The sequence below is a fragment of the Amycolatopsis plumensis genome (genome assembly GCF_042652605.1).
Classification (GTDB): Bacteria; Actinomycetota; Actinomycetes; order Mycobacteriales; family Pseudonocardiaceae; genus Amycolatopsis; species Amycolatopsis plumensis.
This window is the reverse complement of the sequence record NZ_JBHSJY010000001.1, coordinates 3,886,327-3,911,146: the sequence shown is the minus strand read 5'-3', so window position 1 is coordinate 3,911,146 and position 24,820 is coordinate 3,886,327. Positions and strand designations below refer to the sequence as shown.

Genomic DNA, 24,820 nt, shown 5'->3' with positions numbered 1-24,820 from the left:
CCCCGTCGCATGGCTGGTCACACTCCTCAGTGGCCGGCACCGGAACGGATGTTGCGCGCAACTTCCGCGAACCGGGCGGCCACTTCCGGTCGTGATCATGGAGCAGGTCCGGACCACGGACCACCTTCGCCTGCGGTTGCCGGCGGCCACGGCGTGCGTGTCGGCGGTCGTGTTCCTGCTGGCGCGCCCGCACCTCGTCGACGACACGTTCATCACGCTCTCCTACGCGCGGAACCTGGCCTTCCACGGGCACTGGGGGCTGCTGGCCGACGCGACGTCGAACTCGGCGACGTCGCCGGCGAACGTCCTCGCCCTGGCGGTGTTGACGTTCGTCGTGCGCGACGCCGTCTTCGCGGCCGGGGTGCTGTACGTGCTGAGTCAGGTCGCGCTCGTCCTGGCCCTGCGCCGGCTCGGCACCGCGTTGCCGCGCTGGTTCCCCGCGCTGGCCTTCGCGGCGCTGACGGCGAACCCGTTGCTGCTGTCGTCGATCGGGCTGGAGGTCGCGCTGGGGGCGGCCGGGCTCGGGTGGCTGACGGTCTTCGCCGTCGAGCGGCGGCCCCTGGCTTTCGGGCTGACCGCCGGCACGGTCGCGCTCGTGCGGCTCGACCTGCTGATCCTCGTGGTCGTCCTCGGCTTCACCGTCCGTTCCTGGCGGGCGGTGCTCGGGGCCGCGGCGGTCGCCCTCCCGTGGTTCGCGTTCAGCTGGATCGTGCTCGGCGCGGCCGTGCCCGACACGTTCGTGATCAAGACGCTGCAGGGCGCGCAACGGGCGTGGGGCGACTGGCAGTTCGGCAACGGCCCGCTCTTCTACGCCCGGACCGCTCCGTGGACGACCGTGCTGTCGTTCCTGCCGCTCGCGGCGCTCCCCCTGGCGGTGAAACGCGCCCCGGAAGTGCGGCCGTTCGCGCTCCTGGCCCTCGGCGGCGTGCTCTACCACGGGACTTACGTGCTGCTGACGGTTCCGCCGTACCACTGGTACTACGGCCCCGGCATCACGACGGCGACGATCTTCCTCTGCGCGTGGGCTTCGGGCCGGCTCGCGGCCGGCGGAGTGCTCGCGCTGGTCTGCGCTTCCGTCGTCGCGTACGCGGTTCCGGGACTGCCGCGCGAGTTTGCGCCCTTGACGTCCAACTACGCCTCGACGGCGAAGTACACCGAGATCGGCCGCGACCTTCGCGTGCTGGCCGGGTCGCGCGTGATCGGCAGCGCCGGGGAAATCGGCGTGCTGGCCTACACGTGCGAGTGTGCGATCGTCGACGTCTTCGCCGACCGCGGCCTGCTCCCCGCGGCCATCGAGGCCCGCAGCGCGGGGAACCGCTGGGTCCGCGCGGCGCTGCGCGTGGACTACGCCTTCTTCGACTTCGGCGTCCGGCCGCGCCGTCCCGACCTGGTGCTCCGGCGGTTGCCGAGCCCGCCACCGGACGCGCTCGCGCACTGGACGCTCGACGCCCCGACGCTGGGGAAGCAGGAGCTCTACCTGGTGCCGTCCTGAGGCATCCGCACGTCCTCCAGGTCGCGGGTCGTCTCGGTCAGCTGCAGCTCCAGCGTGCGGGTGACGGCCGCGACCGCGGTGACGGTGATCCACCGCCACTTCAGGACCGGCACCGGCTCAGACGGCGCCGTACTGGCGGTCACCTGCGTCGCCGAGGCCCGGGACGATGAAGCCCGAGTCGTTGAGGCGCTCGTCGATGCTCACCGTGACCACCCGGACCGGCAGGCCGGTTTTCTCCAGGTGCGCCAGGCCTTCGGGGGCCGCGAGCGCGCAGATCGCCGTGACGTCGTCGGCCCCGCGGTCGGTGAGCAGGCGGATCGTGTACTCCATCGAGCCGCCGGTGGCGAGCATCGGGTCGAGCACCAGCACCGGCCGGTCGGCGAGCGATTCCGGGAGCGACTCGAGGTACGGCGTCGGCTTGAGCGTCTCCTCGTCGCGCGCCAGGCCGACGAACCCCATCTGCGCGTCCGGGATCAGCTTGTGCGCCTGGTCGGCCATGCCCAGCCCGGCTCGCAGCACGGGCACCAGCAGCGGCGGCTTCGCCAGCTTGTAGCCGTCGGTGCGGGCCACCGGCGTGTGGATCTTCTCGATCTTCACCGGCACGGTGCGCGTGGCTTCGTAGACCAGCATGACGGTCAGCTCGTGCAGCGCGGCCCGGAAGGCGGCACTGTCGGTGCGTGCGTCGCGCATCGTGGAGAGCCGGGCCTTCGCGAGGGGGTGATCGACGACGTGCACATCCATGCGGGTCAATCTAGCCGTTCGGCGAAGCTCTTCACCCAGCCGCGCTGCCAGGGCGTTTCGACGGCTCGTTCGTGGTAGTGCCGTCTCGTCCAGGCGACGGCTTCCTCGGCGGGGACGCCGGAGAGGACCGCCAGGCAGGCCATCACCGTGCCGGTCCGGCCCGCACCGCCGTAGCAGGCGACTTCGACCGTCTCGGTCTTCGCCCGTTCGTGGAGCGCTTTGATCTTCTCGCGGGCGTCGGCGGGGCGGGCCGGCAGCAGGAAGTCGGGCCAGGTGACCCACTCGTGCGGCCAGGAGATGCCGCCGCCGTGCTTGCGCCGCAGCCGGCTCGTGCCCAGGTAGAGCCCGAAATCGGGCGCGGGTCCGTCGGGGCGGGGGCGCCGCAGCCCGCGTCCGTGCACGCGGGTGCCGTCCGGAAACTCGACCATGGGGCCAGTGTCCTCCGGAAGAGGGACACGCAGGGTGGTTTTCGCCGATAAGCTGCGCCGGGTGAGCGAACTGACGCCCGACCAGATGCGGGCTTCCGACGCGGACCGTGAACGCGTCGCCCAGGTGCTGCACAACGCCCTCGCGGAGGGGCGGATCACGGTGAACGAGCTGGAAGAGCGGCTCACCACGGTCTACGCGGCGAAGACACTCGGCGAGCTGAAGCCGGTGACGGCGGACCTGCCGTCCGCCGCCGCGACCCTCGAACCGGCGCCGACACGGGCCCTCGGCCACCCGGACCAGCGCATCGGCGGCCACCCGGGCTCGCCGGTGTCGATCGGCGTGCTGTCGGGCGCGGTCCGCAAGGGCAGCTGGGTCCTGCCGCCGCAGCACAACAGCTTCGCGTTCTGGGGCGGCGCGGAGATCGACCTGCGGCAGGCCCGCTTCGCGGACCGGCACTGCACGATCACCGCGGTGGCGATCATGGGCGGCATCACGATCACCGTCCCGGACGACGTCAACGTGGACGTCACCGGCCTCGGCCTGATGGGCGGGTTCACGCTGGAGGACAAGTCGGGCGCCCCGCCCGCTCCGCCGACGGCTCCCACGGTGAAGATCAACGGGCTGGCGTTCTGGGGCGGCGTCGTCGTGTACCGGAAGCCGGCGAAGCGGGTGGAGCCGCCGCAGATCGAGGGGGCCTGACCACCGGTTTGTGACGCGTTCGGCACCCAGCGTCACAACCAATGGGGGCTCGAACTGTCGGACCCGCCGCCTAGACTCAGGCGCATGACAGCCACGACCAGCACGTCAGCGGCGCCGGCCACCCCGGCACCGCTGGTGGACGCGACTCGCGACGACGCGAGCCTGCGCCGCTTCCTGCTCGGGCTGCCCGGTGTCGACCAGGTCGGCGTCGAGCAGCGCGCGGCGGGCCTCGGCACGCGCAGCATCAAGAAGGACGCCAAGCGGTGGGCCATCGACACCGCCATCTCCATGGTCGACCTGACCACCCTGGAGGGCGCCGACACCCAGGGCAAGGTCCGCGCGCTCGCCGCGAAGGCCGTGCGGCCGGATCCCGAACGCCAGGACACCCCGCGCGTCGCCGCCGTCTGCGTCTACCCCGACCTGGTCGCCACGGCCGTCGAAGCGCTCAAGGGCAGCGGGGTGCACGTCGCGAGCGTCGCCACCGGCTTCCCCGCCGGGCGCACCAGCCGCGAGATCAAGCTGGCCGACACGAAGATCGCCGTCGAGGCCGGTGCGCACGAAGTCGACATGGTGATCGATCGCGGCGCCTTCCTCGAGGGCCGCTACATGGACGTCTTCGAAGAGATCCAAGCCGTCAAAGCTGCCTGCGGGGACGCCCACCTGAAGGTCATCCTCGAGACCGGCGAACTGGCGACCTACGACAACGTGCGGCGCGCGTCGTGGCTGGCGCTGCTGGCCGGCGGCGACTTCATCAAGACCTCCACCGGCAAGGTCTCCCCCGCCGCGACGCTGCCGGTCACGCACATCATGCTGCAGGCCGTCCACGACTGGCACGTGCAGACCGGCGAGCTGCGCGGCGTCAAGCCCGCGGGCGGCATCCGGACGACGAAGGACGCGATCAAGTACCTGGTCGCCGTGCACGAGGTCGCCGGCGAGCAGTGGCTGACCCCGGACCTGTTCCGCTTCGGCGCGTCCAGCCTGCTCAACGACCTGCTGCTGCAGCGCCGCACCCAGGTGGACGGCCACTACAGCGGCCCCGACTACGTGACGGTGGACTGATGCCCGTTTTCGAATACGCGCCCGCACCGGAATCCCGGGCCATCGCGAACCTCAAGGACTCCTACAAGCCGTTCGTCAACGGCGAATTCGTCGACGGCTCGGGCGAGCCGCTCAAGACGATCAACCCGGCCACCGAGGAGGTCCTGGCCGAGGTCGGCACCGCGTCGAAGTCCGATGTGGACGTGGCGGTGAAGGCCGCGCGCAAGGCGTACACGAGTGTCTGGTCGAAGATGCCGGGCACCGAGCGCGCGAAGTACCTCTTCCGCATCGCGCGGCTGATCCAGGAGCGTTCGCGCGAGCTCGCCGTGCTGGAGAGCCTGGACAACGGCAAGCCGATCAAGGAGTCGCGCGACTCCGACGTCCCGACGGCGGCCGCGCACTTCTTCTACCACGCGGGCTGGGCGGACAAGCTGGAGTACGCGGGGTACGGGCCGTCGCCGAAGCCGCTGGGTGTCGCGGGCCAGATCATCCCGTGGAACTTCCCGCTGCTGATGCTGGCCTGGAAGATCGCCCCGGCGCTGGCCACCGGCAACACCGTGGTCCTGAAGCCGGCCGAGACGACGCCGCTGACCGCGCTCGTCTTCGCCGAGATCTGCCAGCAGGCGGAGCTGCCGCCGGGCGTGGTGAACATCCTCCCGGGCGCGGGCGACATCGGCGCGTCCATCGTGGAGCACGCCGACATCGACAAGATCGCCTTCACCGGCTCGACCGAGGTCGGCAAGGCGATCCAGCGCCAGGTCGCGGGCACGCCGAAGAAGCTGACCCTCGAACTGGGCGGCAAGGCGGCGAACATCGTCTTCGAGGATGCCCCGCTGGACCAGGCGATCGAGGGCATCGTCAACGGCATCTTCTTCAACCAGGGGCACGTCTGCTGCGCGGGCTCGCGCCTGCTGGTCCAGGAGTCGATCGCCGAAGAGGTGCTGGAGAAGCTGCGCTACCGCGTCTCGACGCTGCGCGTCGGCGACCCGCTGGACAAGAACACCGACGTCGGCGCGATCAACTCGGCCGAGCAGCTGGCCAAGATCCGCGGGCTCGTCGAATCCGGTGACGCCGAGGGCGCGCAGCGCTGGACCAGCCCGTGCCCGGTCCCGGACCGCGGGTTCTTCTTCGCGCCGACGGTGTTCGCGAACGTGCACCAGTCGATGCGGATCGCGCGCGAGGAGATCTTCGGCCCGGTGCTGTCGGTGCTGACGTTCCGCACGCCGGACGAGGCCGTGGCGAAGGCGAACAACACGCCGTACGGGCTTTCGGCCGGCATCTGGACCGAAAAGGGCTCCCGGATCCTGTGGATGGCGAACCAGCTGCGCGCCGGCGTGGTCTGGGCCAACACCTTCAACCGCTTCGACCCCGCCGCCCCGTTCGGCGGCTACCAGGAATCCGGCTTCGGGCGCGAAGGCGGCCGCACCGGGCTGGAGGCGTACCTCAATGTCTGACCGGATTTCCGTCGCGAAGACGTACAAGCTGTACATCGGCGGCAAGTTCCCCCGTTCGGAGTCCGGCCGGGTGTACCCGGTGACGGACGGCAAGGGCAAGTTCCTGGCGAACGCGGCCCACGCGTCCCGCAAGGACGTCCGCGACGCGGTGGTCGCGGCCCGCAAGGCCTTCCCGGGCTGGTCGGCGGCCACGGCGTACAACCGCGGCCAGGTCCTCTACCGGGTGGCCGAGGTCCTGGAGGGCCGCCGCGACCAGTTCGTCGCGGAGGTGTCCGCTTCGGAGGGCCTGGCGGCGAAGAAGGCCGAGTCCCTTGTGGACGCGGCGATCGACCGCTGGGTCTGGTACGCGGGCTGGACGGACAAGATCGCCACGGTCCTCGGCGCGGCGAACCCGGTCGCGGGCCCGTATTTCTCGTTCACGGTCCCGGAGCCGACGGGCGTGGTGGGCGTCCTGGCGCCGCAGCAGTCGTCGCTGCTGGGCCTGGTCGAGGTGCTGGCCCCGGTCCTGGCCACGGGCTCGACGGCGGTGGTCGTCTCGAGCGCGGAGCGGCCGTTGCCGGCGATCACGCTGTCGGAGGTCCTGGCCACGTCCGACGTCCCGGGCGGCGTGGCGAACATCCTCACCGGGCGGGCCGCGGAACTGGGCCCCTGGCTGGCCTCGCACGGAGACGTCAACGCCCTGGACCCGACGGGAGCCACCCCGGCGGACCGCGTTGAGCTGGCGCGCGAAGCGGCGAACACGGTGAAGCGGGTGCTGACGGTCCCGGAGGCAGAGCCGGACTGGACGACGGCACCGGACCTCACCCGCCTGCGGCGGTACCTGGAGGCCAAGACGGTCTGGCACCCGCTGGGCGTCTGAGCTGTCGCCGAATCCCGCTCCCGCCGGTCGTGAGTGGTAAGGAGGGTTCTAACCCTCTTTACCACTCACCACTAGCTCATCGTCACTGAGAAGTCCGACAGCGTGAACCGGGCCTTCCCACCCCCGGTCGAGCAGAACTCGATCCCGTAGCCGATCTGGTTGACCGTCGGGTTCGGCGGGATCAGGCCCTTGCCGATCGCCCACGCGATCATCGCCTTCAGGTCCACGCTGCCCGAATACTGCGTCGACCGGGACACGAACGCCACGTACCCCTCGTCGTCCGCCCAGACGTCGTACGTGAAGCCGGCCGCCGTGTACGTGGTCAGCTTGTCGCCCGCCGGGACCTGCTTGCGGTTCTCCGTCCAGACCATCAGCTCGCTGACACCGCGACCGTCGCCCACGCCGTTCAGCCACAGGTCGTACGCCACGTCGTAGACGCCCGTGCCCGGGCCGCGGCCGGCGAAGGTGGATTGGATCACCGAATAGTCGTTGAACGGTTTCCCATTCTGGTTGTTGATGTCCTTGTGCACGTTCGGATAGGTTTTCACCGACGTCGAATCGGGCTGGACGGAATCGACGTACCAGTTGTCGTACGCGCACGCCCGCAGCGTTTCCGGGCCCGCTTCCGCGGCGTTCCACATGTTGTTGTGGACGTAGTAACCGCCGTCGGACCAGCCGCCGTCGGCGTCGCTCGTGGTGAACTCCGGCGTGCGGCAGCTGCGCACCGGCGTGGTCGACGGCGGTGTCGGAGTCGCCGGAGGCGCAGTTCGGGACGGGGAAGGCGGCGGTGACGAAGAAGGAGCGGGCGTCGTCGCCGATGAAGACGGGGGCACCGGAGCCGGCAGCGACGCCGGCGCGGCCGCCGCGCCGTCGACGGGCGTGCCGCCGCACCCGGCGAGCACCGGGAAGGAAATCGCCAACAACACGGCCAGCGTTCTTCGTCGCATTTTCCCGCCCGCAGCTGCAATTCCGGCAGAGTGCGGCGAACCCTAACACGAAAATCGGCGAATTCAGTCGGGGTCGAGGTCTCCGGAGGTGATCGGACGCCCCGGCAGGTCGCTGCCCGGCCGGGCGCTGAGGCCGTCGATCATGATGCCGACGCACCGGCGGGCCGCCATCTCGGCCACCTCCGGCGTCTTCGCGCGCGCCTGGCGCAGCAGGGTCGCGAACAGGATGGCGATGTCGCCCGCCCCGACGTCCGGCCGCAGCTTGCCCTCGGCCTGCGCGCCGTCGACGAAGCCGTCGAGGACCGCCAGGATCTCGTCGCGCAGCCGGCGGACCTCCGGATCGTTCTTCAGGATCACCAGCGCCCGGTGCGACACCATCGCCAGCTGCACGCTCAGCTGCAGCTCCACCGATTGCCGCAGCAGCCGCTCCAGCGCGTGCCACGACGACGTCTCCTCGGCGGCGATCACCCGCGCGTCGATCAGCACCCGCTCGAAGTTGTCCATCGCGACCGCCCGGACCAGCGCGTCCCGGTCCGGGAAGCGGCGGTACAGCGTGCCGACGCCGACGCCGGCCGCGCGGGCGATCTCCTCCATCGGCACCTCGGGACCGGATACGGCGAAGATGCTCTTCGCGGCGGCCAGGATCTGGTCGCGGTTGCGCCGCGCGTCCGCCCGCAGGGTGGTCTCGGGGTCTGCCGTCATGCCGTTCGCCTTCCGCTGAATCGCGCGAGCTGATTCTCGCACGGTCAGACGGCCACGCACCGCGCCCGCAGCCGGTCACCCGTTAGCTAGTGGACGACTTCCTTCCGCTTCGGTACCTTGGACCACAGAACCGGAATGTAATCCTCCGCATACTTTCCGTCCGATTTAGGGGGCCCGAAATGACCGAAGTCGCCGAACCCGCCACCGCCGACGCCGTCTTCCCACTCGTGCGGAGCTGCCCGTTCGCCCCGCCGCCGGCGTACGAGAAGCTGCGCGAAAGCGGTCCGGTCCACCGCGTCAAGCTGCAGTCCGGCCAGGAAGCCTGGGCGATCACCCGGCTCGAAGACGTCCGCCAGATGCTCACCGACCCGCGGTTCAGCTCCGACCGGTTCAACCCCGGGTTCCCGTTCCTGACCAAGCAGGGCCGTCCGGTCCGCCGGACCAACTTCACCGCGTCGCTGATCAACATGGACCCGCCGGAGCACGGCGCGGCCCGCCGCGAGGTCGTCGGCGAGTTCACCGTCCGGCGGATGAAGGCCCTGGAGCCGCGGATCCAGCAGATCGTCGATGAGCACATCGACGCGATCCTGGCCGGGCCGAAGCCCGCCGACCTGGTCTCCGCGCTGAGCCTGCCGGTGCCGTCGCTCGTCATCTGCGAGCTGCTCGGCGTCCCCTACGCCGACCACGAGTTCTTCCAGGTGCGCAGCTCCACGTTGTTGAACCGGGACGTCGACCAGGACACCCGGGTCAAGGCGGTCGACGAGCTGCAGGAGTACCTCGACCGGCTCGTCGCCGGCAAGGAGGCCGACCCGACCGACGACCTGCTCGGCCGCCAGATCCTCAAGCAGCGCGAGGAGCACGGCGAGGCCGACCACGACTCGCTGGTCTCATTGGCGTTCCTGCTGCTCATCGCCGGGCACGAGACGACGGCGAACATGATCTCGCTCGGCACGGTCGCGCTCCTGGAGAACCCCGGCCAGCTCGAGCTCATCAAGAACGACCCCGGCAAGACCCTCGACGCCGTCGAGGAGCTGCTGCGGTACTTCACCATCGCCGAGTTCGCGACCTCGCGCGTCGCCACCGAGGACGTCGAGATCGGTGGGCAGCTGATCCGCGAAGGCGAGGGGGTGCTCGGGCTGAGCTACTCCGGCAACCGCGACGAGACCGCGTTCGAAAACGCCGGCGAGCTCGACCTCGAGCGCGGCGCGCGGCACCACGTGGCCTTCGGCTTCGGTCCGCACCAGTGCCTCGGCCAGAACCTGGCGCGGATGGAGCTGCAGATCGTCTTCGACACGCTGTTCCGCCGCATCCCGGAGCTCAAGCTGGCCGCGCCGGTCGACCAGCTGCCGTTCAAGCACGACTCGTCGATCTTCGGTCTCTACTGCCTGCCCGTGACCTGGTGAGGGGGACGCCATGACCGCCGTCCACGAGTTCCCGATGACGCGGACCTGCCCGTTCGCGCCGCCGCCCGCCTACACCGAGATCCGCGAGGAGGAGCCGGTCACCCGGGTACGGCTGCCCGAGGGCAAGCAGGCCTGGGTGGTCAGCAGGCACGAGGACGTCCGGACCGTGCTGAACGACCGCCGGTTCAGCGCCGACCGGCAGCACCCGGACTTCCCGCAGCTGGTGCCCGGGTTCCGCCGGCCGGACGACGAGCGCACCATGATCACCATGGACGCGCCCGAGCACGGCCCGGCCCGCAAGGCCGTGCTCGGCGAGTTCACCGTGCGCCGGATGGAGGCGCTGCGGCCGCGGATCCAGGAGATCGTCGACGGGCAGGTCGACGCGCTGCTGGCCGGGCCGAAGCCGGGCGACCTGGTCGAGACGCTGTCGCTGCCGGTGCCGTCGCTGGTGATCTGCGAGATGCTCGGCGTGCCGTACGGCGACCACGACTTCTTCCAGACCAACACGGCGAAGCTGATCAAGCGCGACACGCCCCCGCAGGAACGGCGGGCCGCGGTCGAGGCCGTGCGCGATTACATGAGCGACCTCATCGCCGGCAAGGAGGACAACCCGCCGGACGACCTGCTCGGCCGGCAGATCGTCAAGCTGCGCGAGGAGGGCACCTACCGGCGGGCGGCGCTGGCCGCGACCGGTTTCCTGCTGCTCCTCGCGGGCCACGAGACGACGGCGAACATGATCTCGCTGTCCACCGTGGCGTTCCTGCACAACCCGGAGCAGCTCGCGGCGGTCCGCGCCGACCCGGACAAGACGCTCGACGCCGTCGAGGAGATGCTGCGGTACTTCACGATCGTCGACGCGGCGACCGCGCGCCTGTGCGTCGAGGACATCGAGATCGGCGGCCAGCTGATCCGCGCGGGCGAGGGCGTGCTGGCGCTGGGGTACTCGGCCAACCGCGACCCGCGGGTGTTCGCGAACCCGGACGACCTCGACATCGACCGCGGCGCGCGCAACCACGTCGCCTTCGGCTTCGGGCCGCACCAGTGCCTCGGCCAGAACCTCGCCCGGATGGAACTGCAGATCGTCTTCGACACGCTGTTCCGCCGGGTGCCGTCGTTGCAGCTGGCCACCCCGGTGGACGACCTGCCGTTCAAGGACGACGCGAACATCTACGGCCTGTACCGGCTGCCGGTGACCTGGTAGAGAACGAACTGCCATCCCACCACAGGAGAGAAGGACCATGAAGATCATCGCGGACACCGGCAAGTGCGTCGGCGCCGGTCAGTGCGTGCTCACCGAGCCCGCCCTGTTCGACCAGAGCGAGGACGACGGCACGGTCATCGTGCTGAACGACCAGCCGGAGGGCGAACTGGTCGAGAAGGCCCGCGAAGCGGTGCACATCTGCCCCAGCCAGGCCCTCTCCCTCCAGGAGTAACCCGGCGTGAAGGCCACCTCGAGGTGCTCGAGGTGGCCTTCACCCGTTACTTGACCGCGCCCATGGAGAGGCCGCGGACCAGGTGGTTCTGCGCGATCCACCCCACGATCATCACCGGCAGCGAAGCCAGCAGAGCCGCCGCCGAAAGCTGGGCCCAGTACAAACCCTCGCTGGTGATGAACCCGACCAGGAACACCGGCACCGTCCCCGCCCGCGCCGCCGTCAGGTTGACCGCGTAGAAGAACTCCGTCCACGAAAAGATCACGCAGATCAGCGCCGTCGCCGCGATTCCGGGCGCGACCACCGGCATGATGATCTTGCGCAGCAGCGTCGGCAGGTTGGCGCCGTCGATGCGGCCCGCCTCGATCATCTCGTGCGGCACCTCGAGGAAGAACGACCGCATCATCCAGATGGCCAGCGGCAGGTTCATCGACGTGTACAGGATGACCAGCGCCCACACCGTGTCCAGCAGCTCGGTGTTCTGCGAGATCACGTACAGCGGGATGATCGCCGCCACGATCGGGAGCATCTTCGTCGACAGGAAGAACCCCAGCGCGTTCGACGTGCCCTTCACCGGCGCCAGTGACAGCGCGTACGCCGCCGGGACGCCGAAGAGCAGCACCAGCACCGTCGACAGGATGGTCACGAACGCCGAGTTCGACAGGTACGGCAGGAACCCGCCGCTCAGGACGTTGCCGAGCTGCTCGAACGTCGGGGTGAAGAACAGCTTCGGCGGGTCCGTGTAGGCGTCCGCCTCCTGCTTGAACGCCGTGAGGATCATCCACAGCAGCGGGAAGACGAACAGGATCGCGATCACCCAGGTCGCGACGGTCAGCGACCCCTTGCCGTAAGCCCGCTTGCGGGGCGCCACCGTGGTCACTTGATCCCTCCGCTCACCGAGAACGTCCGGAACATCAGGCGCAGCGCGAAGGTCGCGACGATCATCGTCAGGATGACCACGACCACGCCCATCGCCGACGACTGGCCGACGTCGAAGCCCTCGAACGCGCGCTGGTAGATGTAGTACGGCAGGTTGGTGCTCGCCGTGCCCGGACCGCCCTGGGTCATCAGGAAGATCGCGTCGAAGCTGTTCACGATGTAGATCGCGCCCAGCAGCGTCGCCAGCTGCAGGAACCGGGACAGGTGCGGCAGCGTGATGGAGACGAACGTCCGCCACCGGCCCGCACCGTCCACATTGGCCGCTTCGAGGACGTCCTTGGCCTGGCTCTGCAGGCCGGCCAAAATGAGCAGCATCATGAACGGCGTCCACTGCCACACGATCTGGGCCATCACCGACGCCAGCGGGAACTCCGAAAGCCAGTCGACGTCGGTGCCGAAGACGAAGTGCAGCAGCCCGTAGGTCGGGTCGAACATCGTCGTCTTCCACAGCAGCGCGCCGGCCGCCGGCAGGATCAGGAACGGCGTGATCAGCAGCGTCCGGACGACGCCGCGGCCGAGGAACTTCCGGTCGAGCAGGATGGCCAGGCCGAGGCCGAGCAGCAGCGCGACGAACACGCACACCACGGTCAGCAGCACCGTGTTGAGCAGCGCGACCAGGAACGTCGTGTCGCTGAAGACGTCGACGTAGTTCTGCAGGCCGACGAAGTGCCGCGAGCCGGGCCGCACCAGGTTCCACGACTGGAACGAGTAGAACACGGTGAGCAGGAACGGCAGCTGCGTCACCGCGATGACGAAGATCAGCGCGGGCAGCAGCGGCAGCCGCCGCTTGGCCGCGGTGCTCAGGCCGCGTTTCTCTTCGACCTGCGTCCGCGAGGTCGAGGTGGGGGTGGATACGGAGAGCGTGGACATCACTGCACCGCCTTGTACGAGTCACCCACGGTTTGCGCGTAGTCCTGGGACTGCTTCAGCGCGTCTTCGACGGATTCGCGGCCAGCGATCGCGGCCGACAGCTGCTGGCTCACCCGGGTGCCCAGGTCCTGGAACTCGGGGATGCCGACGAACTGGATGCCGGGGTAGGGCACCGGGTTCGCCATCACCTTCTGCTGGTTCGCGTCCGCGATGCCGTCCAACGTCGGCTTCGCGTACGCCTTCGCCGCGTCGGCGTACTCGGGGATCGCGTACGTCGACTGGCGGACGCCCGGCGGGACACGGTTCCAGCCGTAGGTGTGGCCGACCTTCTGCACGTACGCCTTGTCGGTCATCCACGCCATGAACTTCCAGGCCGCGTCCTTGTCCTTGGCCACCTTCGGGATACCGAGCGCCCAGGTGTAGAGCCAGCCGCTGGCCTGCGTCTTGACCACGGGCGCGGGCGCGTAGCCGGACTTGCCGACGATCTTGCTGCTCGACGGGTCCTCGTTGGTGCCCGCCATGACCGTCGCGTCGTACCACATCGCCGCGTTGCCTTGCGTGTAGCGCGTGCCGCATTCGGAGAACCCGGCGCTGGAGGCGCCGACCTCGCCGTGCTCGCGGATGAGGTTGACGTAGAACTTCGCGGCCTCGGTGAACTCCGGCGACGTCAGCTTGGCGTTCCAGCCCTGGTCGAACCACTGGGCACCGAAGGTGTTGGCCACCGTCGTGAACGGCGCGAGGCTCTCGCCCCAGCCGGGCTTGCCGCGCAGGCAGATGCCCGCGACGCCGTTGGCCTTGTCGTCGAGCTTCGCGGCGAAGTCGGCGATCTGCTGCCACGTCGGCTTGGCCGGCATGGTCAGCCCGGCCTTCTCGAAGAGGTCCTTGCGGTAGGCCAGGAACGACGATTCGCCGTAGAACGGCACCGCGTACATCTGGTTCCGGTACGACAGCGACGTCTTGATACTGGGGATGAAGTCGGCTTCGTCGTAGCCCGGCGTCGACGCCATGTGCGGTTCGAGGTTCTCGAGCCAGCCGTTGGCCGCCCACTGCGGGGCCTCGTAGTTGCTGATCATGACGACGTCGAACTCGCCGCCCTCGGTGGCGGTCGACGCGGTGATCTTCGCCCGGGCCTGGTTTTCCGGCAGGGACACGAACTTCAGCCCGATGCCGGTGGCCTTCTCGAACTCCGGCGCGAGCGCGATCGCGTCCTTCATCTGCGGGTTGGACACGATCGCGATGACGAGCGTGCTGCTGCCGGTGCCGAGCGAGCCGGCGCCCGCGCAGCCGGTGACCAGCAGCGACGTCGCCGCGAAGAGGGTGAGGAGCTTACGCACGGCCACCTCCGGGGAGGACTTGCACCTTGAGGCCCGCGCCGCTGCGCATCTTGGCCAGCGCCTCGGGGTACTGCTCGAGCGGCAGGGTGTCGGTGAGCAGCGCGTCCGTGTCGATCGCGCCGGACGCGACGAGGTCGAGGGCGGCGCCGAAGCTGTGCAGCACGGCCATCGAGCCGACGACGGTGATCTCGTCGTTGTAGATGCGGAACGGCGAAAGCGCGACGCGGGCTTCGGCCGGGGCGACGCCGAAGACGAGCAGCCGTCCGCCGCGGCGGATCGCGTCGAAGGCGGCTTCGATGGCGGGGGCGGCGCCGGTGCAGTCGACGGCGACGTCGAACTTCTCGTCGTTCAGGTCTTTCACGTCGGCGGCCGTGGCGACCGCGCCGAGACTCGTCGCGCGCGGCAGCCGGGCTTCGTTGCGGTCGACCACCGTGACCTGCGCGCCCGAACGCTGCAGCAGCTGCTGCATGATCAGGCCCATGGTGCCGGCGCCGACGACGAGAAAGCGTTCGCCGGCCTCGACGCCGACGCGGCGGACACCGTGCACGGCACAGGAGACGGGTTCGACCAGCGCGCCCTGTTCCCACGTCATCGCGTCGGGCATGCGGTAGCAGGTGGACGACGGGACGGCGACGTACTCGGCGAAGGCGCCGTTGACGGTGTCCCCGGTGGCGCCCCAGTTCGCGCAGAGGTTGCCGTGGCCGGCGCGGCACGGGCCGCAGTAGCCGCAGAACAGGGACGGGTCGACGGCGACGCGGTCGCCGACCTTCCACTCGCCCGGCACGTCCGCGCCGAGCTCGACGATCTCCCCGGCGAACTCGTGCCCGGGGACGATGGGGTACGGGGTGGGCGGGAAGTGCCCGTCCGCGATGTGCAGGTCGGTGCCGCAGATGCCGCACGCTCCGACCTTGACGACGACCTGACGTTCCCCGGGTTTCGGATCGGGCACCTCGCCGACCCTGATCTCACCGGGCCGGTCGACGATGGCGGCACGCATGCCTTACCCCTTCCTCGCCGCTCATATGAGCAACATTGACCTATCGCGTCGAGAACATGTGAAGGCATTACAGGTCTGACGTCGGTATTACGTCAACCTTTCGGCTGGAATTCGCGCTACTATGCTCAGATGAGCGCATCTCGTAAGAGCGCTTCGCTCACTGAAGCGATGCTGCTCGCCACCGTCGCCCGGCGCTTCTACGTGCAGGGACGCTCCAAGCTGGAGATTGCCGGCGAGTTCGGCGTCAGCCGGTTCAAGGTGGCGCGGATGCTCGACACGGCCACGGAGTCCGGCCTGGTCAGGGTGGAGTTCTCGCTGCCGGCGCCGGTGGACCTGGCGCTGTCGGACGAGGTGCGCTCGGCGTACGGCCTGGAGCGGGCCCTCGTGCTCGAACGCTCAACCGAGCGCGAGCCGAAGGAGGTCGTCCGGGCGAAGATCGGCTCGCTGGCGGCGCGGTTGCTGGAGGAGATCGCAGTCCCGTCGGACGTCATCGGGCTGTCGTGGGCGCGGTCGGTGAACGCGATGGCGGAGGCGGTGCGGTCGCTGCCGCGCTGCCCGATCGTGCAGCTCTGCGGGGTTCAGGCCGGGATGGACATGCGCGGTCGCTCGGTGGAGACGGTCAGCCGCGTGACGTCGGTGTCCGGCGGCGACGCGTACCCGATCTTCGGCCCGCTGGTGCTGCCGGACCGCCGCACGACGGAGACGCTGCGGCGTCAGCCGGGGATCGCGGAGACGTTCGGCCAGTTCAAGAACCTGACCAAGGCGGTGGTCAGCATCGGCGCGTGGCAGCCGGGCGAGTCGACGGTGTACGACGCCCTGGACGAGGCCGAGCGGGCGGCGATCGCGGCCCGCGGGGCGACGGCGGAGGTCGCGGCCCGCCTCTTCGACGCGTCGGGAAACGCTCTCTCCACCGGCTTGGCCCACCACGTCCTGGCGATCAGCCACGAAGAGCTGATGGCGGTCCCGGAGGTGATCGCCCTCGGCTACAGCCGCCCGAAAGCGGCCGCGGTCGACGCGGTCCTCCGCTCAGGCATGGTCTCCACGCTCATCACCGACGCCGCCGCGGCGGTCCCCCTCCTCGCCTTGGCCGCCAAGAACCCCGTCGTGAGTGAGAAACAGGGTTAGAACACTGTTTCTCACTCACGACAACCCGGGGCGTACGGCAGTTGTGGTCGCGTACTCCGCTGGGGATAGGCGCGGCCTCGCCGGCTCCGGGACGAAGCCCGGGTCGCGCCCGATGTGCGCGCGGGTTGTCTTCGCGAGCCTGGAACCCATGAAGACTTCCCCCCGCTGGCGCCAGGCCGTCGTCTGGTTGCACGTCATGTCCTCGGTGGCCTGGATGAGCCAGGCGCTCGCCCTCGTCGTCCTGATGTCGTCGGGCGCACCCGCGTGGGCCGACCGGCTCGACTCCGTCCTGCTCGCCCCGATGGCGAACGTCTCCGCCTTCACCGGCCTCCTGCTCGCCGGCGCCACGGCGTGGGGCTTCTTCCGGCATTGGTGGGTGCTGACGAAGTTCGCCCTGACGCTGATCCAGCTCTACGCCGGGATCTTCCTGCTCTCCCCCGCGCTGCGCGACTCCGCCGACACCGGCACCGTCGCCTGGCCGCAGATCGCCGGAGCGTCGCTGATGGCGAGCGCGCTGGCGTTCCAAGCCTGGCTGTCCGTCGCGAAACCGGGCCGCAAGACGCCGTGGTCCCCCGCGGCGAAACCGCCGACCGCGCCGACCTGGGTGTTCGTGGCGGGCGTCGCCGCGCCGGTCGCCGACGTCGCCGCCGGGCTCGCCCTCGGCTTCCCGTCGCCCCTGGCGGAGCTGGTCATGCTGATCGTTCTGCTCGGCTTTGAGCGGCGAGGACGTCGTCGCCGTGCTCAGCGGCCCAACGCCCGAAGCCCTCGATCGGCTCCAGCAGCGTCGAGCCCAACGGCGTAAGCGCGTACGCGCCTTCGCGCCGCTCGACGAGACCGTCGAACTCCAGGCGCCGCACGGTTTCCGTGAGCACCTTCGCGCTGATGCCGCCGATCGTGCGCCGCAGGTCGACGTGCCGCTGCGGGCCGTCGCGCAACGCCCACAGCACCACCGGGTTCCACGTGTTGGCGACCAGGTCGAAGGCGAGCCGCGTGCGGCAGTCCGCGAGGAAGTCCATGGTTACCGTTCGGTTCCTTCCGGGGTTCCTACCGTCGTGCTGGTACAGCCAAGCACAAGGAGGACGCATGCGGATCGGGATCTTCGGCACGGGCGGGATGGCGGACGCGCTCGGCACGCAGTGGGCACGCCACGACCTCATGGTGAGCGGCCGGTCCGACCCCGGCCCGCTGGCCGGGCGGCTCGGCGCCGCGACCGGAACCTGGCGCGAGACGGCCGCGTTCGCCGACGTGCTGCTCCTGGCCGTCCCCGCGGCCGCGATCGGCGAGGTGCTCGCCGAGGCGGGCCCGCTCGCCGGGAAGGTGCTGGTGGACTGCACCAACGATCCCGGCCTCACCGGTACACCGGTGGCGTCGCGGATCGTCACCGACGCCCACGTCGTGAAGGCGTTCAACCTGGCCCACGTCGACGTCTGGCGGATGACACCACCGGTCTTCGGCGGCCGCCCGCTGTCGGTCCCGTTGTGCGGCGACGACCGGGCGGCGATCGAGGCGGTGAGCACGCTGGTCCGCGACGTCGGCGCGCATCCGGTCCACGCGGGCGGCCTCGACCGCGCGGCCCTGCTGGAAGCGACCGCGGCGTTCGTCATCGGGCTGTGGTTCGCGGGCGAAGACGCCCAGGCGATCCTCACCCCGCTGGGTTGAGAGAACCGCTAGTGCGCGCCCACCTCGGTCACCCGGACGACCGCCATTCCGGCTTCGTCCGACGCGGCCAGGTCGACCTCGGCGCTGATGCCCCAGTCGTGGTCGCCCGCCGGGTCGTCGAAGATCTGGCGCACCTTCCAGACGTCCGGCTGCTGCTCGATCATCAGCAGCTGCGGGCCGCGCGCGTCCGGGCCGGTGCCGAGCGTCTCGTACTCCTCGAAGTAGTCCTCGATCGCTTCCTGCCACGCGTCCGCGTCCCAGCCGCTCGCGCCGTCGAGTTCGCCGAGCGGGAACCAGGCCCGCCGCGCGAACAGCTCGACCCGGCGGAACAGCTCGTTGCGCACCAGAACGCGGAACGCGCGCTCGTTGCGGGTGACGGCCGGCGGCGGCTCCGGCGGCCGGTGCGACACCGGGCCTTCCTCCGTCGGGTGGCGCAGCGCCTCCCACTCGTCCAGGAGGCTCGAGTCGACCTGGCGGACCAGCTCGCCGAGCCACTCGATGAGGTCCTGCAGCGCTTCGGTCTTGGCCTCGTCCGGGACCGTGTGGCGCAGCGCGTCGTAGACGTCGGCGAGGTAGCGCAGCACCAGCCCTTCGGACCGGGCCAGCTGGTAGAAGCCGATGTACTCGACGAAGTTCATCGCGCGCTCGTACATGTCCCGCACGACCGACTTCGGCGACAGCTCGTAGTCGGCGACCCACGGGTGGCCCTGCCGGTAGCTGTGGAACGCGCCCTGCAGCAGCTCTTCGAGGGGCTTCGGGTACGTGATGTTCTCGAGCAGCTCCATCCGCTCGTCGTACTCGATGCCCTCGGCCTTCATGGCGTTCACGGCCTCGCCGCGGGCCTTGAACTGCTGCTGCGAAAGCACCGGCCGCGGGTTGTCCACTGTGGATTCCACAACGGACACGACGTCGAGCGCGTAGCTCGGCGACTCGAGGTCGAACAGCTCGATCGCGGCCAGCGCGAACGGCGAAAGCGGCTGGTTGAGCGCGAAGTCGAACTGCAGGTCGACGGTGAGCCGGATGATCCGGCCCTGTTCGTCCGGTTCGGACAGTCGTTCCACGACGCCGGCGGCGAGCAGCGCGCGGTAGATCGCGATGGCGCGCAGGATCAGCTTGCGCTGCGACGCGCGGTCCTCGTGGTTGTCCTCGAGCAGGTGCCGCATCGAGTCGAAGGCGTTGCCCGGCCGCGAGATCACGTTCAGCAGCATCGAGTGCGTGACCTTGAAGCTGGACGTCAGCGGCTCGGGGTCGGCCGCGATGAGCCGGTCGAACGTGCTCTCGGTCCAGTTGACGAACCCCTCGGGCGCCTTCTTCCGGACGATCTTCTTTTTCTTCTTCGGGTCGTCGCCGGCCTTCTCGAGGGCCTTGGCGTTCTCGACGACGTGGTCGGGCGCCTGCACGACGACGTAGCCGTCGGTGTCGTACCCCGCGCGCCCGGCCCGGCCGGCGATCTGGTGGAACTCGCGGGCCTTGAGGTGCCGCTGGCGGACACCGTCGTACTTCGTGAGCGCCGAGAAGACGACCGTCCGGATCGGCACGTTGATGCCGACGCCGAGCGTGTCCGTCCCGCAGATCACCTTGAGCAGCCCGGACTGGGCCAGGGTCTCGACCAACCGGCGGTACTTCGGCAGCATCCCGGCGTGGTGGACGCCGATGCCGTGGCGGACCAGCCGCGAGAGCGTCTTGCCGAAGCCGGCGGCGAACCGGAAGTCGCCGATCAGCTCGGCGATGGCCTCCTTCTCGGCCTTCGACGTCACGTTGATGCTCATCAGCGTCTGCGCCCGCTCGATGGCCGCGGCCTGCGAGAAGTGCACGACGTAGACCGGCGCTTGACCACCGTTCAAGAGCTCGGACATCGTCTCGTGCAACGGCGTCAGCGCGTACCGGAAGGTGAGCGGGACCGGGCGCTGCGCCGACGTGACGACGGCGGTCGGCTTGCCGGTGCGGCGGGTGAGGTCCTTTTCGAAGAAGGAGACGTCGCCCAGGGTCGCCGACATCAGGACGAACTGGGCCCTGGGCAGCTCGAGCAGCGGCACCTGCCAGGCCCAGCCGCGGTCGGGCTCGGAGTAGAAGTGGAACTCGTCGGCCACGACCTGCCCGACGGGCGCGTCGGCCCCGAACCGCAACGCGATGTTCGCCAGGATTTCGGCTGTGCAGCAGATGATCGGCGCGTCCGGGTTGACGCTCGAGTCGCCGGTCATCATCCCGACGTTGTCCGCGCCGAAGATGTCGATGAGCTGGAAGAACTTCTCCGAGACGAGGGCCTTGATGGGCGCGGTGTAGTAGCTGCGGCGGCCTTGGGCGAGCGCGGTGAAGTGCGCGCCGACGGCGACGAGGCTCTTCCCGGAGCCGGTCGGCGTCGAAAGGATGACGTTCGATCCGGAGACGACCTCCATCACCGCCTCCTCCTGCGCCGGGTACAGCTCGATGCCCCGTTCGGCCGTCCAGGTGGTGAAGGCTTCGAAGAGGGCGTCGGGGTCGGGATCCGCAGGCAGGAGGTCGGTGAGAGTCATCAGGCACCTATCGTGCCATCCGCTCGTCGCAAAGTCGGCAGGGGCGATCGCATCGCGAGTGCGAAACCCGTAGGCTTCGCGGTACCGCGCGTCGACCGGGTGATACTTCCGGTCCCGCGCGCACACGGGCGGTACTCCGGAGGGCTTAGGAATGGCACAGGACATCATCCCGATCGAACTCGGCCTGCCGCAGGGCGACGTCGTCACCCTGTGGGCGCCGCGCTGGCGGGAAGACGGCGAGGAGTGGGAAGCTTTCCTCGGCGACGAGGACGACCTGTACGCCTTCGCCGACGCAGCTCACCTGGCCGCCTTCGTCCGCACGTCCGAGCGGCACGACCTGCTCGACCACCCGGCGTGGGACGCGGTGCCGTCGCTGAACGTGCCGGAGCTGATCCCGGACGAGGACCACACGTACGACCTCGTGGGCGTGCCGGAACTGGTCGCCGAGGAGCCGGACGTCTGGCACATCGCGGAGCTGGCGGAGATCGTCGGCATCGTGCGGTCGCTCGCCGACGTCTGCGACCTCGAGGAGGTCCACGAGATCCTCGACTCGACCGAGGGCTTCTCGCTGCTCGACCAGGGCACGCTGCCGTTCACCGGGAGCGTCGGCGTCCAGGTGTGGAACGACCTGTCCGAGACGGTGTCGCAGAAGTGGGACACCGTGCTCGACGCGATCGACGGCCTGGTAACCCAGCCGGAGGTCGACGAGAAGGTGCTGGAGCAGACGGCCGAGGAGCTGGCCGCGTTCCACGAGGAGTCCGCGGAGGCCGAAGCCGGCGCCGAGGGCGAAGAGGACCTCGAGGTCATCGATTCCCTCGACTCCGCGGATGACGCGGACGACGAGGAAGAGGAAGAGGGCCCGGTCGGCTTCTGGGCCGAGGTCGGCATCGACCCGATCAAGATCATCACGTCCGGCGCGGAGTACTACACGCTGCGCTGCTACCTCGAGGACGAGCCGGTGTTCCTCGGCAGCGAGGGCGAGATCGACGTGTTCACCTCGCCGGGCGCGCTCGCCCGCGCCCTCGCGGACGGCAAGGACCTGGCCGACACGGACCTCGCGGACGTGTCCACGTGGGACGAGGTACTGGCCAAGGCGACGGCGGGCGAGCTCGAGATCGAGGTCGACCCGGAGAACACGTACGTCCTGACGGGCCTGGACGCGGACATCGCGGAGGGCCCGGACGCGATCGACCCGACCCAGCTGGAGCTGGCGGTCGAGCTGATCACGGACGCGGCGGACTGGGCGGGCGACGACTCGGCCGAGACGGCACTGGCGGGCAACGAAAGCCTGGGCTGGTTGGTGTCCTTCGTGCTGCGCCCGGACCCGACGCGCCTCGAGCCGTCGGCGCCGTTCGACGCGGAGCAGAGCGCGTGGCGGAAGCTCGTCGAAACTTTCGAGAACCGCCTGACGGTCGCCTGAGTTTCACGTTCGAAGGCCGCCTCCCGCGGTTGGGGAGGCGGCCTTCGGCGTGTCGTCCCCCCAATCACGCGTGTCGACCCCTCAATCACGCGTGTCGTCCCTCCAGGCACGCGAACCGTCCACCTGGGTACGCGAGCCGGCGGTCGGCCGCGCATCCGAACCCCCGGCTCGCGTGCTCAGCCAGGCATCTCACGTGATCCGGCGGGCATCTCGCGTGATTGGAGGGGCATCACGTGTGATCCCGGAGTCGACTCGCGTGATCCTGGGGTCGACTCGCGTGATCTTGGGGTCGACTCGCGTGATTGGCGGGACGACACGGCATCAGGGCTCCGGGTGTTCTGCGCGGACCGGGACCACCAGCACCGCCAGGGCCGGGAACACCGCCGCCACGCAGAACGCCAGTGCGTAGCTGCGGTCGCCGATCACCAGGCCCAGGAGGGGCGGGGTCAGGGAGGCCGCGATGTTCTGGGCCGTGTTCTGCGTTCCCATCGCCCGCCCGGACCACGCCAAGCCCGCCAGCTCGGCCGAGGCCGTAAAGCCCAGGCCGTTGTCCGCCACCGTGATCACCCCCGCCAGCGCCAACGCCAGCAGCACCAGCCACGGCCAGGACGCGTCGCCGAGCGCCACCAGCAGCATGACCAGGCAGCTCGCGACCGCCAAGATCCGCATCGGGCGCAGGCGGCTGCCCACCCGGTCCGACCACCAGCCCGACCCCAGGCGGCCCCCGGCGCCGAGCACCTGGACCACCGCCAGGTACCAGCCCGCCGCCAACGGGCTCCAGTGCTGCACCGCCACCAGGTACACCGGCGCGAACGCCGACACCGCGAACTGCGGCACCACCAGCAGCGCGCTCGCCCCGTGCACCCGCCACAGCGCCGCGTGCCGGTACGGAGAAGCGCCCGCCGAGTGCGGCGCGCGCGGCGGCCGCGGCGGGTCCGTCACCAGCCAGGCCACCAGCAGCGCCACCAGGATCGCCAGCCCGGCCGGCAGCAGGACCGCCGCCCGGAAGCCGAAGTGCTCGGCCAGCGGCGGCAGGCCCAGCGCGGCGACGCCGACGCCGAGCGGCTGGGCCGTCTGGCGGATCCCCATCGCCACGCCGCGCTCGGACTTCGCGAACCAGCCCATCACGACGCGACCGCTCGCCGCGTTCACCGAAGCCGTACAGGCACCGGCCGCCAAAAACACCCCAAAGAGAAGCCCGACGGGGTGACTTCCTATCCCGGCGTACACCAGGAGTAACCCCGAGATGCCCAGGCCCAAGGCCATGATGAGGCGCTCTCCGTAACGGTCCGCAGCCGCGCCCCACACGATCAGGGTGAACAACAACCCGATGCTCGGCGCCGCGACGACCGTGCCGGCCTCGGCCAGCGTCAGCCCCTCCGCCGCGCGCATGGCCGGGACCAGGAACGGGAGCCCGTACAGGAACGAGCAGCTCGCGGTCTGCGCGGCGAGACCGAGCGCGAGAATGAGCCAACGCCGCGGATTCGCGTGAACCGTACCGCCCGTGACCTGCGCCATCTTCGCCACCGTCTCAAATAATGAGAAGTTGTTCCTACATGGTGAACGATAGTTGGCATGGCTAAGGATCGCAACCACGTTGCGGTCCGAAGCGGGAGGGTCAGGCGAGCGCGGCGTAGCCGGGCTTGATGACGTCGTCGATCAGCGCGAGCCGGGCGTCGAAATCGATGAACGCGGATTTCATCGCGTTGATGGTGAACCAGCGGAAGTCGTCGATACCATAGCCGAACGTCTCGTGCAGCGCGGCGAATTCGCTGGTCATCGTGCATCCGCTCATCAGCCGGTTGTCCGTGTTCACGGTCACCCGGAAGCGCAGCTTGGCGAGCAGGCCGATGGGGTGCTCGGCGATCGACCGGACCGTGCCTGTTTGGACGTTCGACGTCGGGCAGATCTCCAGGGGGATGCGGCGGTCGCGGACGTACGCGGCCAACCGTCCAAGGTGGACCGTGCCGTCCGCGTCGGTCTTGATGTCCTCGGCGATGCGCACGCCGTGCCCGAGCCGCTCGGCGCCGCAGTGCTGAATCGCTTCCCAAATGGAAGGTAAACCGAAAGCTTCACCCGCATGAATGGTGAAGTGCGCATTGTTCTGACGCAGATATTCGAACGCGTCGAGATTGCGGGTCGGCGGGAATCCGTCCTCGGGCCCGGCGATGTCGAACCCGGCCACGCCGGCGTCGCGGTAGCGGACGGCCAGGTTCGCGATCTCGAGCGCCCGGGCGTGCTGGCGCATCGCGCAGAGCAACGTCGCGACGCGGATGGTGCCGCCGTTCGCGGCAACCCGGCGAGTGCCCTCCGTGAACCCCGCCTGGACGGCCTCGACCACCGCATCGAGTGACAGACCGCGTTCGACGAACAACTCCGGTGCGTAGCGCACCTCGGCGTAGACGACACCGTCGGCGGCCAGGTCCTCCACCGCCTCCGCGGCGACCCTGACCAGCGCTTCCTCCGTCTGCATCACCCCGCAGGTGTGGGCGAACGTCTCGAGGTAGGAGACGAGTGAGCCGGAGTCGGCCGCCCGGCGGAACCAGCTGCCCAGCTCGGCCGGGTCGGAAGTGGGCAGACCGGCATACCCGGTCGCGTCGGCGAGCTCGGCGACGGTCGCCGGGCGCAGGCCGCCGTCGAGGTGGTCGTGCAGCAGCACCTTGGGTGCGCGGCGGAGTGTCTCGGTGGGCAGAACAGGGCTTTCGTCAGGCATCCCCCAACGGTAACCTCGTTGTCATTCCCCTACATGGCCGTAACTCTCAGGCT

At 69.8% G+C, this 24,820-nt stretch carries 25 protein-coding genes; 12 read left to right on the top strand and 13 right to left on the bottom strand.

Features of this window, described 5'->3' with window-relative positions; genetic code table 11:
* The first annotated feature begins 97 nt into the window (after positions 1-97).
* Positions 98-1,492 (top strand): hypothetical protein, encoded by a 1,395-nt coding sequence (locus ACFPLC_RS18965; RefSeq protein ID WP_378189091.1) that lies wholly within the window; start codon positions 98-100, stop codon positions 1,490-1,492.
* Here the strand turns inward: ACFPLC_RS18965 and ACFPLC_RS18960 are convergent.
* The 3 genes from ACFPLC_RS18960 to ACFPLC_RS18950 are packed head-to-tail and all read right to left on the bottom strand — an operon-like array spanning position 1,474 to position 2,661.
* A complete protein-coding gene (locus ACFPLC_RS18960; protein WP_378189092.1) occupies positions 1,474-1,605 on the bottom strand; it encodes a hypothetical protein in 132 nt (43 codons plus the stop codon). The two genes, ACFPLC_RS18965 and ACFPLC_RS18960, sit on opposite strands and share 19 nt — an antisense overlap.
* Positions 1,606-1,609: 4 nt before the next feature.
* On the bottom strand, positions 1,610-2,233 hold the full coding sequence (upp, locus tag ACFPLC_RS18955; protein ID WP_378189093.1) for a uracil phosphoribosyltransferase: 624 nt from the start codon (positions 2,231-2,233) through the stop codon (positions 1,610-1,612).
* Positions 2,234-2,238: 5 nt separating this feature from the next.
* The gene (locus ACFPLC_RS18950; RefSeq protein ID WP_378189094.1) at positions 2,239-2,661 is read right to left on the bottom strand and encodes a protein-tyrosine phosphatase family protein; all 423 of its coding nucleotides are present in this window, start codon (positions 2,659-2,661) and stop codon (positions 2,239-2,241) included.
* Between the two features lie 85 nt (positions 2,662-2,746).
* Here ACFPLC_RS18950 and ACFPLC_RS18945 point away from each other — a divergent pair, with 85 nt between their 5' ends.
* The 4 genes from ACFPLC_RS18945 to ACFPLC_RS18930 all read left to right on the top strand — a co-directional run bounded on the left by ACFPLC_RS18945 (position 2,747) and on the right by ACFPLC_RS18930 (position 6,712).
* Complete coding sequence (locus ACFPLC_RS18945) at positions 2,747-3,361, top strand: DUF1707 SHOCT-like domain-containing protein (RefSeq protein WP_378189575.1); 615 nt, start codon at positions 2,747-2,749, stop codon at positions 3,359-3,361.
* An 84-nt stretch (positions 3,362-3,445) separates the two neighbouring features.
* Positions 3,446-4,420, top strand: coding sequence for a deoxyribose-phosphate aldolase (deoC, locus tag ACFPLC_RS18940; RefSeq protein ID WP_378189095.1), 975 nt, complete (start codon positions 3,446-3,448; stop codon positions 4,418-4,420).
* A complete protein-coding gene (locus ACFPLC_RS18935; RefSeq protein WP_378189096.1) occupies positions 4,420-5,853 on the top strand; it encodes an aldehyde dehydrogenase family protein in 1,434 nt (477 codons plus the stop codon). Before deoC ends, ACFPLC_RS18935 begins: the two co-directional genes overlap by 1 nt.
* Positions 5,846-6,712 carry an aldehyde dehydrogenase family protein gene (locus ACFPLC_RS18930; RefSeq protein ID WP_378189097.1) on the top strand — a complete coding sequence of 289 codons (867 nt, stop codon included), beginning with the start codon at positions 5,846-5,848 and terminating at the stop codon, positions 6,710-6,712. The genes ACFPLC_RS18935 and ACFPLC_RS18930 overlap by 8 nt, the downstream gene beginning before the upstream one ends.
* A gap of 71 nt (positions 6,713-6,783) precedes the next feature.
* On the opposite strand, the gene ACFPLC_RS18925 is transcribed toward ACFPLC_RS18930, so the two are convergent.
* Both ACFPLC_RS18925 and ACFPLC_RS18920 read right to left on the bottom strand, forming a co-directional pair.
* Entirely contained in the window at positions 6,784-7,659 is an 876-nt protein-coding gene (locus tag ACFPLC_RS18925; protein ID WP_378235874.1) for a GH12 family glycosyl hydrolase domain-containing protein, read from the bottom strand.
* Between the two features lie 63 nt (positions 7,660-7,722).
* Positions 7,723-8,361 (bottom strand): TetR/AcrR family transcriptional regulator, encoded by a 639-nt coding sequence (locus ACFPLC_RS18920; RefSeq protein WP_378189100.1) that lies wholly within the window; start codon positions 8,359-8,361, stop codon positions 7,723-7,725.
* A gap of 179 nt (positions 8,362-8,540) precedes the next feature.
* Between ACFPLC_RS18920 and ACFPLC_RS18915 the strand changes: the two genes are divergently transcribed.
* From ACFPLC_RS18915 to ACFPLC_RS18905, 3 genes are read left to right on the top strand one after another with little or no spacing between them, the layout of a single operon-like run.
* The gene (locus ACFPLC_RS18915; RefSeq protein ID WP_378189101.1) at positions 8,541-9,764 is read left to right on the top strand and encodes a cytochrome P450; all 1,224 of its coding nucleotides are present in this window, start codon (positions 8,541-8,543) and stop codon (positions 9,762-9,764) included.
* A gap of 10 nt (positions 9,765-9,774) precedes the next feature.
* The gene (locus ACFPLC_RS18910) at positions 9,775-10,965 is read left to right on the top strand and encodes a cytochrome P450 (protein WP_378189102.1); all 1,191 of its coding nucleotides are present in this window, start codon (positions 9,775-9,777) and stop codon (positions 10,963-10,965) included.
* Positions 10,966-11,002: 37 nt separating this feature from the next.
* Positions 11,003-11,197: a ferredoxin gene (locus tag ACFPLC_RS18905; protein WP_191312177.1), complete on the top strand. Its 195-nt coding sequence runs from the start codon at positions 11,003-11,005 to the stop codon at positions 11,195-11,197.
* Between the two features lie 46 nt (positions 11,198-11,243).
* On the opposite strand, the gene ACFPLC_RS18900 is transcribed toward ACFPLC_RS18905, so the two are convergent.
* Genes ACFPLC_RS18900 through ACFPLC_RS18885 form a run of 4 tightly spaced genes read right to left on the bottom strand, consistent with a single transcriptional unit; the run spans position 11,244 to position 15,337 of the window.
* Positions 11,244-12,077 (bottom strand): carbohydrate ABC transporter permease, encoded by an 834-nt coding sequence (locus ACFPLC_RS18900; RefSeq protein WP_191312179.1) that lies wholly within the window; start codon positions 12,075-12,077, stop codon positions 11,244-11,246.
* Entirely contained in the window at positions 12,074-13,006 is a 933-nt protein-coding gene (locus tag ACFPLC_RS18895; RefSeq protein ID WP_378189104.1) for a carbohydrate ABC transporter permease, read from the bottom strand. The genes ACFPLC_RS18900 and ACFPLC_RS18895 overlap by 4 nt, the downstream gene beginning before the upstream one ends.
* Positions 13,006-14,346: an ABC transporter substrate-binding protein gene (locus ACFPLC_RS18890; protein WP_378189105.1), complete on the bottom strand. Its 1,341-nt coding sequence runs from the start codon at positions 14,344-14,346 to the stop codon at positions 13,006-13,008. Before ACFPLC_RS18890 ends, ACFPLC_RS18895 begins: the two co-directional genes overlap by 1 nt.
* The gene (locus tag ACFPLC_RS18885; protein ID WP_378189106.1) at positions 14,333-15,337 is read right to left on the bottom strand and encodes a zinc-dependent alcohol dehydrogenase family protein; all 1,005 of its coding nucleotides are present in this window, start codon (positions 15,335-15,337) and stop codon (positions 14,333-14,335) included. The genes ACFPLC_RS18890 and ACFPLC_RS18885 overlap by 14 nt, the downstream gene beginning before the upstream one ends.
* A gap of 129 nt (positions 15,338-15,466) precedes the next feature.
* On the opposite strand from ACFPLC_RS18885, the gene ACFPLC_RS18880 reads away from it, so the two are divergent.
* Both ACFPLC_RS18880 and ACFPLC_RS18875 read left to right on the top strand, forming a co-directional pair.
* Positions 15,467-16,462 carry a sugar-binding transcriptional regulator gene (locus tag ACFPLC_RS18880; RefSeq protein WP_378189107.1) on the top strand — a complete coding sequence of 332 codons (996 nt, stop codon included), beginning with the start codon at positions 15,467-15,469 and terminating at the stop codon, positions 16,460-16,462.
* 148 nt (positions 16,463-16,610) lie between these two features.
* A complete protein-coding gene (locus tag ACFPLC_RS18875) occupies positions 16,611-17,264 on the top strand; it encodes a hypothetical protein (protein WP_378189108.1) in 654 nt (217 codons plus the stop codon).
* Here ACFPLC_RS18875 and ACFPLC_RS18870 read toward each other — a convergent pair.
* Complete coding sequence (locus tag ACFPLC_RS18870) at positions 17,152-17,478, bottom strand: winged helix-turn-helix transcriptional regulator (protein ID WP_378189110.1); 327 nt, start codon at positions 17,476-17,478, stop codon at positions 17,152-17,154. The genes ACFPLC_RS18875 and ACFPLC_RS18870 overlap by 113 nt on opposite strands.
* Positions 17,479-17,545: 67 nt before the next feature.
* Between ACFPLC_RS18870 and ACFPLC_RS18865 the strand changes: the two genes are divergently transcribed.
* Positions 17,546-18,121, top strand: a complete 576-nt coding sequence (locus tag ACFPLC_RS18865) for an NADPH-dependent F420 reductase (RefSeq protein WP_378189111.1) — start codon at positions 17,546-17,548, stop codon at positions 18,119-18,121.
* 8 nt (positions 18,122-18,129) lie between these two features.
* On the opposite strand, the gene ACFPLC_RS18860 is transcribed toward ACFPLC_RS18865, so the two are convergent.
* Positions 18,130-20,634: a DEAD/DEAH box helicase gene (locus ACFPLC_RS18860; RefSeq protein ID WP_378189112.1), complete on the bottom strand. Its 2,505-nt coding sequence runs from the start codon at positions 20,632-20,634 to the stop codon at positions 18,130-18,132.
* A gap of 151 nt (positions 20,635-20,785) precedes the next feature.
* Between ACFPLC_RS18860 and ACFPLC_RS18855 the strand changes: the two genes are divergently transcribed.
* On the top strand, positions 20,786-22,054 hold the full coding sequence (locus ACFPLC_RS18855) for a primosomal protein (protein WP_378189113.1): 1,269 nt from the start codon (positions 20,786-20,788) through the stop codon (positions 22,052-22,054).
* Between the two features lie 321 nt (positions 22,055-22,375).
* On the opposite strand, the gene ACFPLC_RS18850 is transcribed toward ACFPLC_RS18855, so the two are convergent.
* On the bottom strand, positions 22,376-23,572 hold the full coding sequence (locus ACFPLC_RS18850) for an MFS transporter (protein ID WP_378189114.1): 1,197 nt from the start codon (positions 23,570-23,572) through the stop codon (positions 22,376-22,378).
* Positions 23,573-23,672: 100 nt separating this feature from the next.
* Positions 23,673-24,767 (bottom strand): adenosine deaminase, encoded by a 1,095-nt coding sequence (locus ACFPLC_RS18845; RefSeq protein WP_378189115.1) that lies wholly within the window; start codon positions 24,765-24,767, stop codon positions 23,673-23,675.
* Between the last annotated feature and the right edge of the window lie 53 nt (positions 24,768-24,820).

Bases quoted from the DNA above. Each gene is read 5' to 3' on its own strand.
- ACFPLC_RS18965 (WP_378189091.1), top strand. From the start codon at position 98: ATGGAGCAGGTCCGGACCACGGACCACCTTCGCCTGCGGTTGCCGGCG.
- upp (WP_378189093.1), bottom strand. From the start codon at position 2,233: ATGGATGTGCACGTCGTCGATCACCCCCTCGCGAAGGCCCGGCTCTCC.
- ACFPLC_RS18950 (WP_378189094.1), bottom strand. From the start codon at position 2,661: ATGGTCGAGTTTCCGGACGGCACCCGCGTGCACGGACGCGGGCTGCGG.
- ACFPLC_RS18945 (WP_378189575.1), top strand. From the start codon at position 2,747: ATGCGGGCTTCCGACGCGGACCGTGAACGCGTCGCCCAGGTGCTGCAC.
- deoC (WP_378189095.1), top strand. From the start codon at position 3,446: ATGACAGCCACGACCAGCACGTCAGCGGCGCCGGCCACCCCGGCACCG.
- ACFPLC_RS18935 (WP_378189096.1), top strand. From the start codon at position 4,420: ATGCCCGTTTTCGAATACGCGCCCGCACCGGAATCCCGGGCCATCGCG.
- ACFPLC_RS18930 (WP_378189097.1), top strand. From the start codon at position 5,846: ATGTCTGACCGGATTTCCGTCGCGAAGACGTACAAGCTGTACATCGGC.
- ACFPLC_RS18925 (WP_378235874.1), bottom strand. From the start codon at position 7,659: ATGCGACGAAGAACGCTGGCCGTGTTGTTGGCGATTTCCTTCCCGGTG.
- ACFPLC_RS18920 (WP_378189100.1), bottom strand. From the start codon at position 8,361: ATGACGGCAGACCCCGAGACCACCCTGCGGGCGGACGCGCGGCGCAAC.
- ACFPLC_RS18915 (WP_378189101.1), top strand. From the start codon at position 8,541: ATGACCGAAGTCGCCGAACCCGCCACCGCCGACGCCGTCTTCCCACTC.
- ACFPLC_RS18910 (WP_378189102.1), top strand. From the start codon at position 9,775: ATGACCGCCGTCCACGAGTTCCCGATGACGCGGACCTGCCCGTTCGCG.
- ACFPLC_RS18905 (WP_191312177.1), top strand. From the start codon at position 11,003: ATGAAGATCATCGCGGACACCGGCAAGTGCGTCGGCGCCGGTCAGTGC.
- ACFPLC_RS18895 (WP_378189104.1), bottom strand. From the start codon at position 13,006: ATGTCCACGCTCTCCGTATCCACCCCCACCTCGACCTCGCGGACGCAG.
- ACFPLC_RS18885 (WP_378189106.1), bottom strand. From the start codon at position 15,337: ATGCGTGCCGCCATCGTCGACCGGCCCGGTGAGATCAGGGTCGGCGAG.
- ACFPLC_RS18880 (WP_378189107.1), top strand. From the start codon at position 15,467: ATGAGCGCATCTCGTAAGAGCGCTTCGCTCACTGAAGCGATGCTGCTC.
- ACFPLC_RS18875 (WP_378189108.1), top strand. From the start codon at position 16,611: ATGAAGACTTCCCCCCGCTGGCGCCAGGCCGTCGTCTGGTTGCACGTC.
- ACFPLC_RS18870 (WP_378189110.1), bottom strand. From the start codon at position 17,478: ATGGACTTCCTCGCGGACTGCCGCACGCGGCTCGCCTTCGACCTGGTC.
- ACFPLC_RS18865 (WP_378189111.1), top strand. From the start codon at position 17,546: ATGCGGATCGGGATCTTCGGCACGGGCGGGATGGCGGACGCGCTCGGC.
- ACFPLC_RS18860 (WP_378189112.1), bottom strand. From the start codon at position 20,634: ATGACTCTCACCGACCTCCTGCCTGCGGATCCCGACCCCGACGCCCTC.
- ACFPLC_RS18855 (WP_378189113.1), top strand. From the start codon at position 20,786: ATGGCACAGGACATCATCCCGATCGAACTCGGCCTGCCGCAGGGCGAC.
- ACFPLC_RS18850 (WP_378189114.1), bottom strand. From the start codon at position 23,572: ATGGCGCAGGTCACGGGCGGTACGGTTCACGCGAATCCGCGGCGTTGG.
- ACFPLC_RS18845 (WP_378189115.1), bottom strand. From the start codon at position 24,767: ATGCCTGACGAAAGCCCTGTTCTGCCCACCGAGACACTCCGCCGCGCA.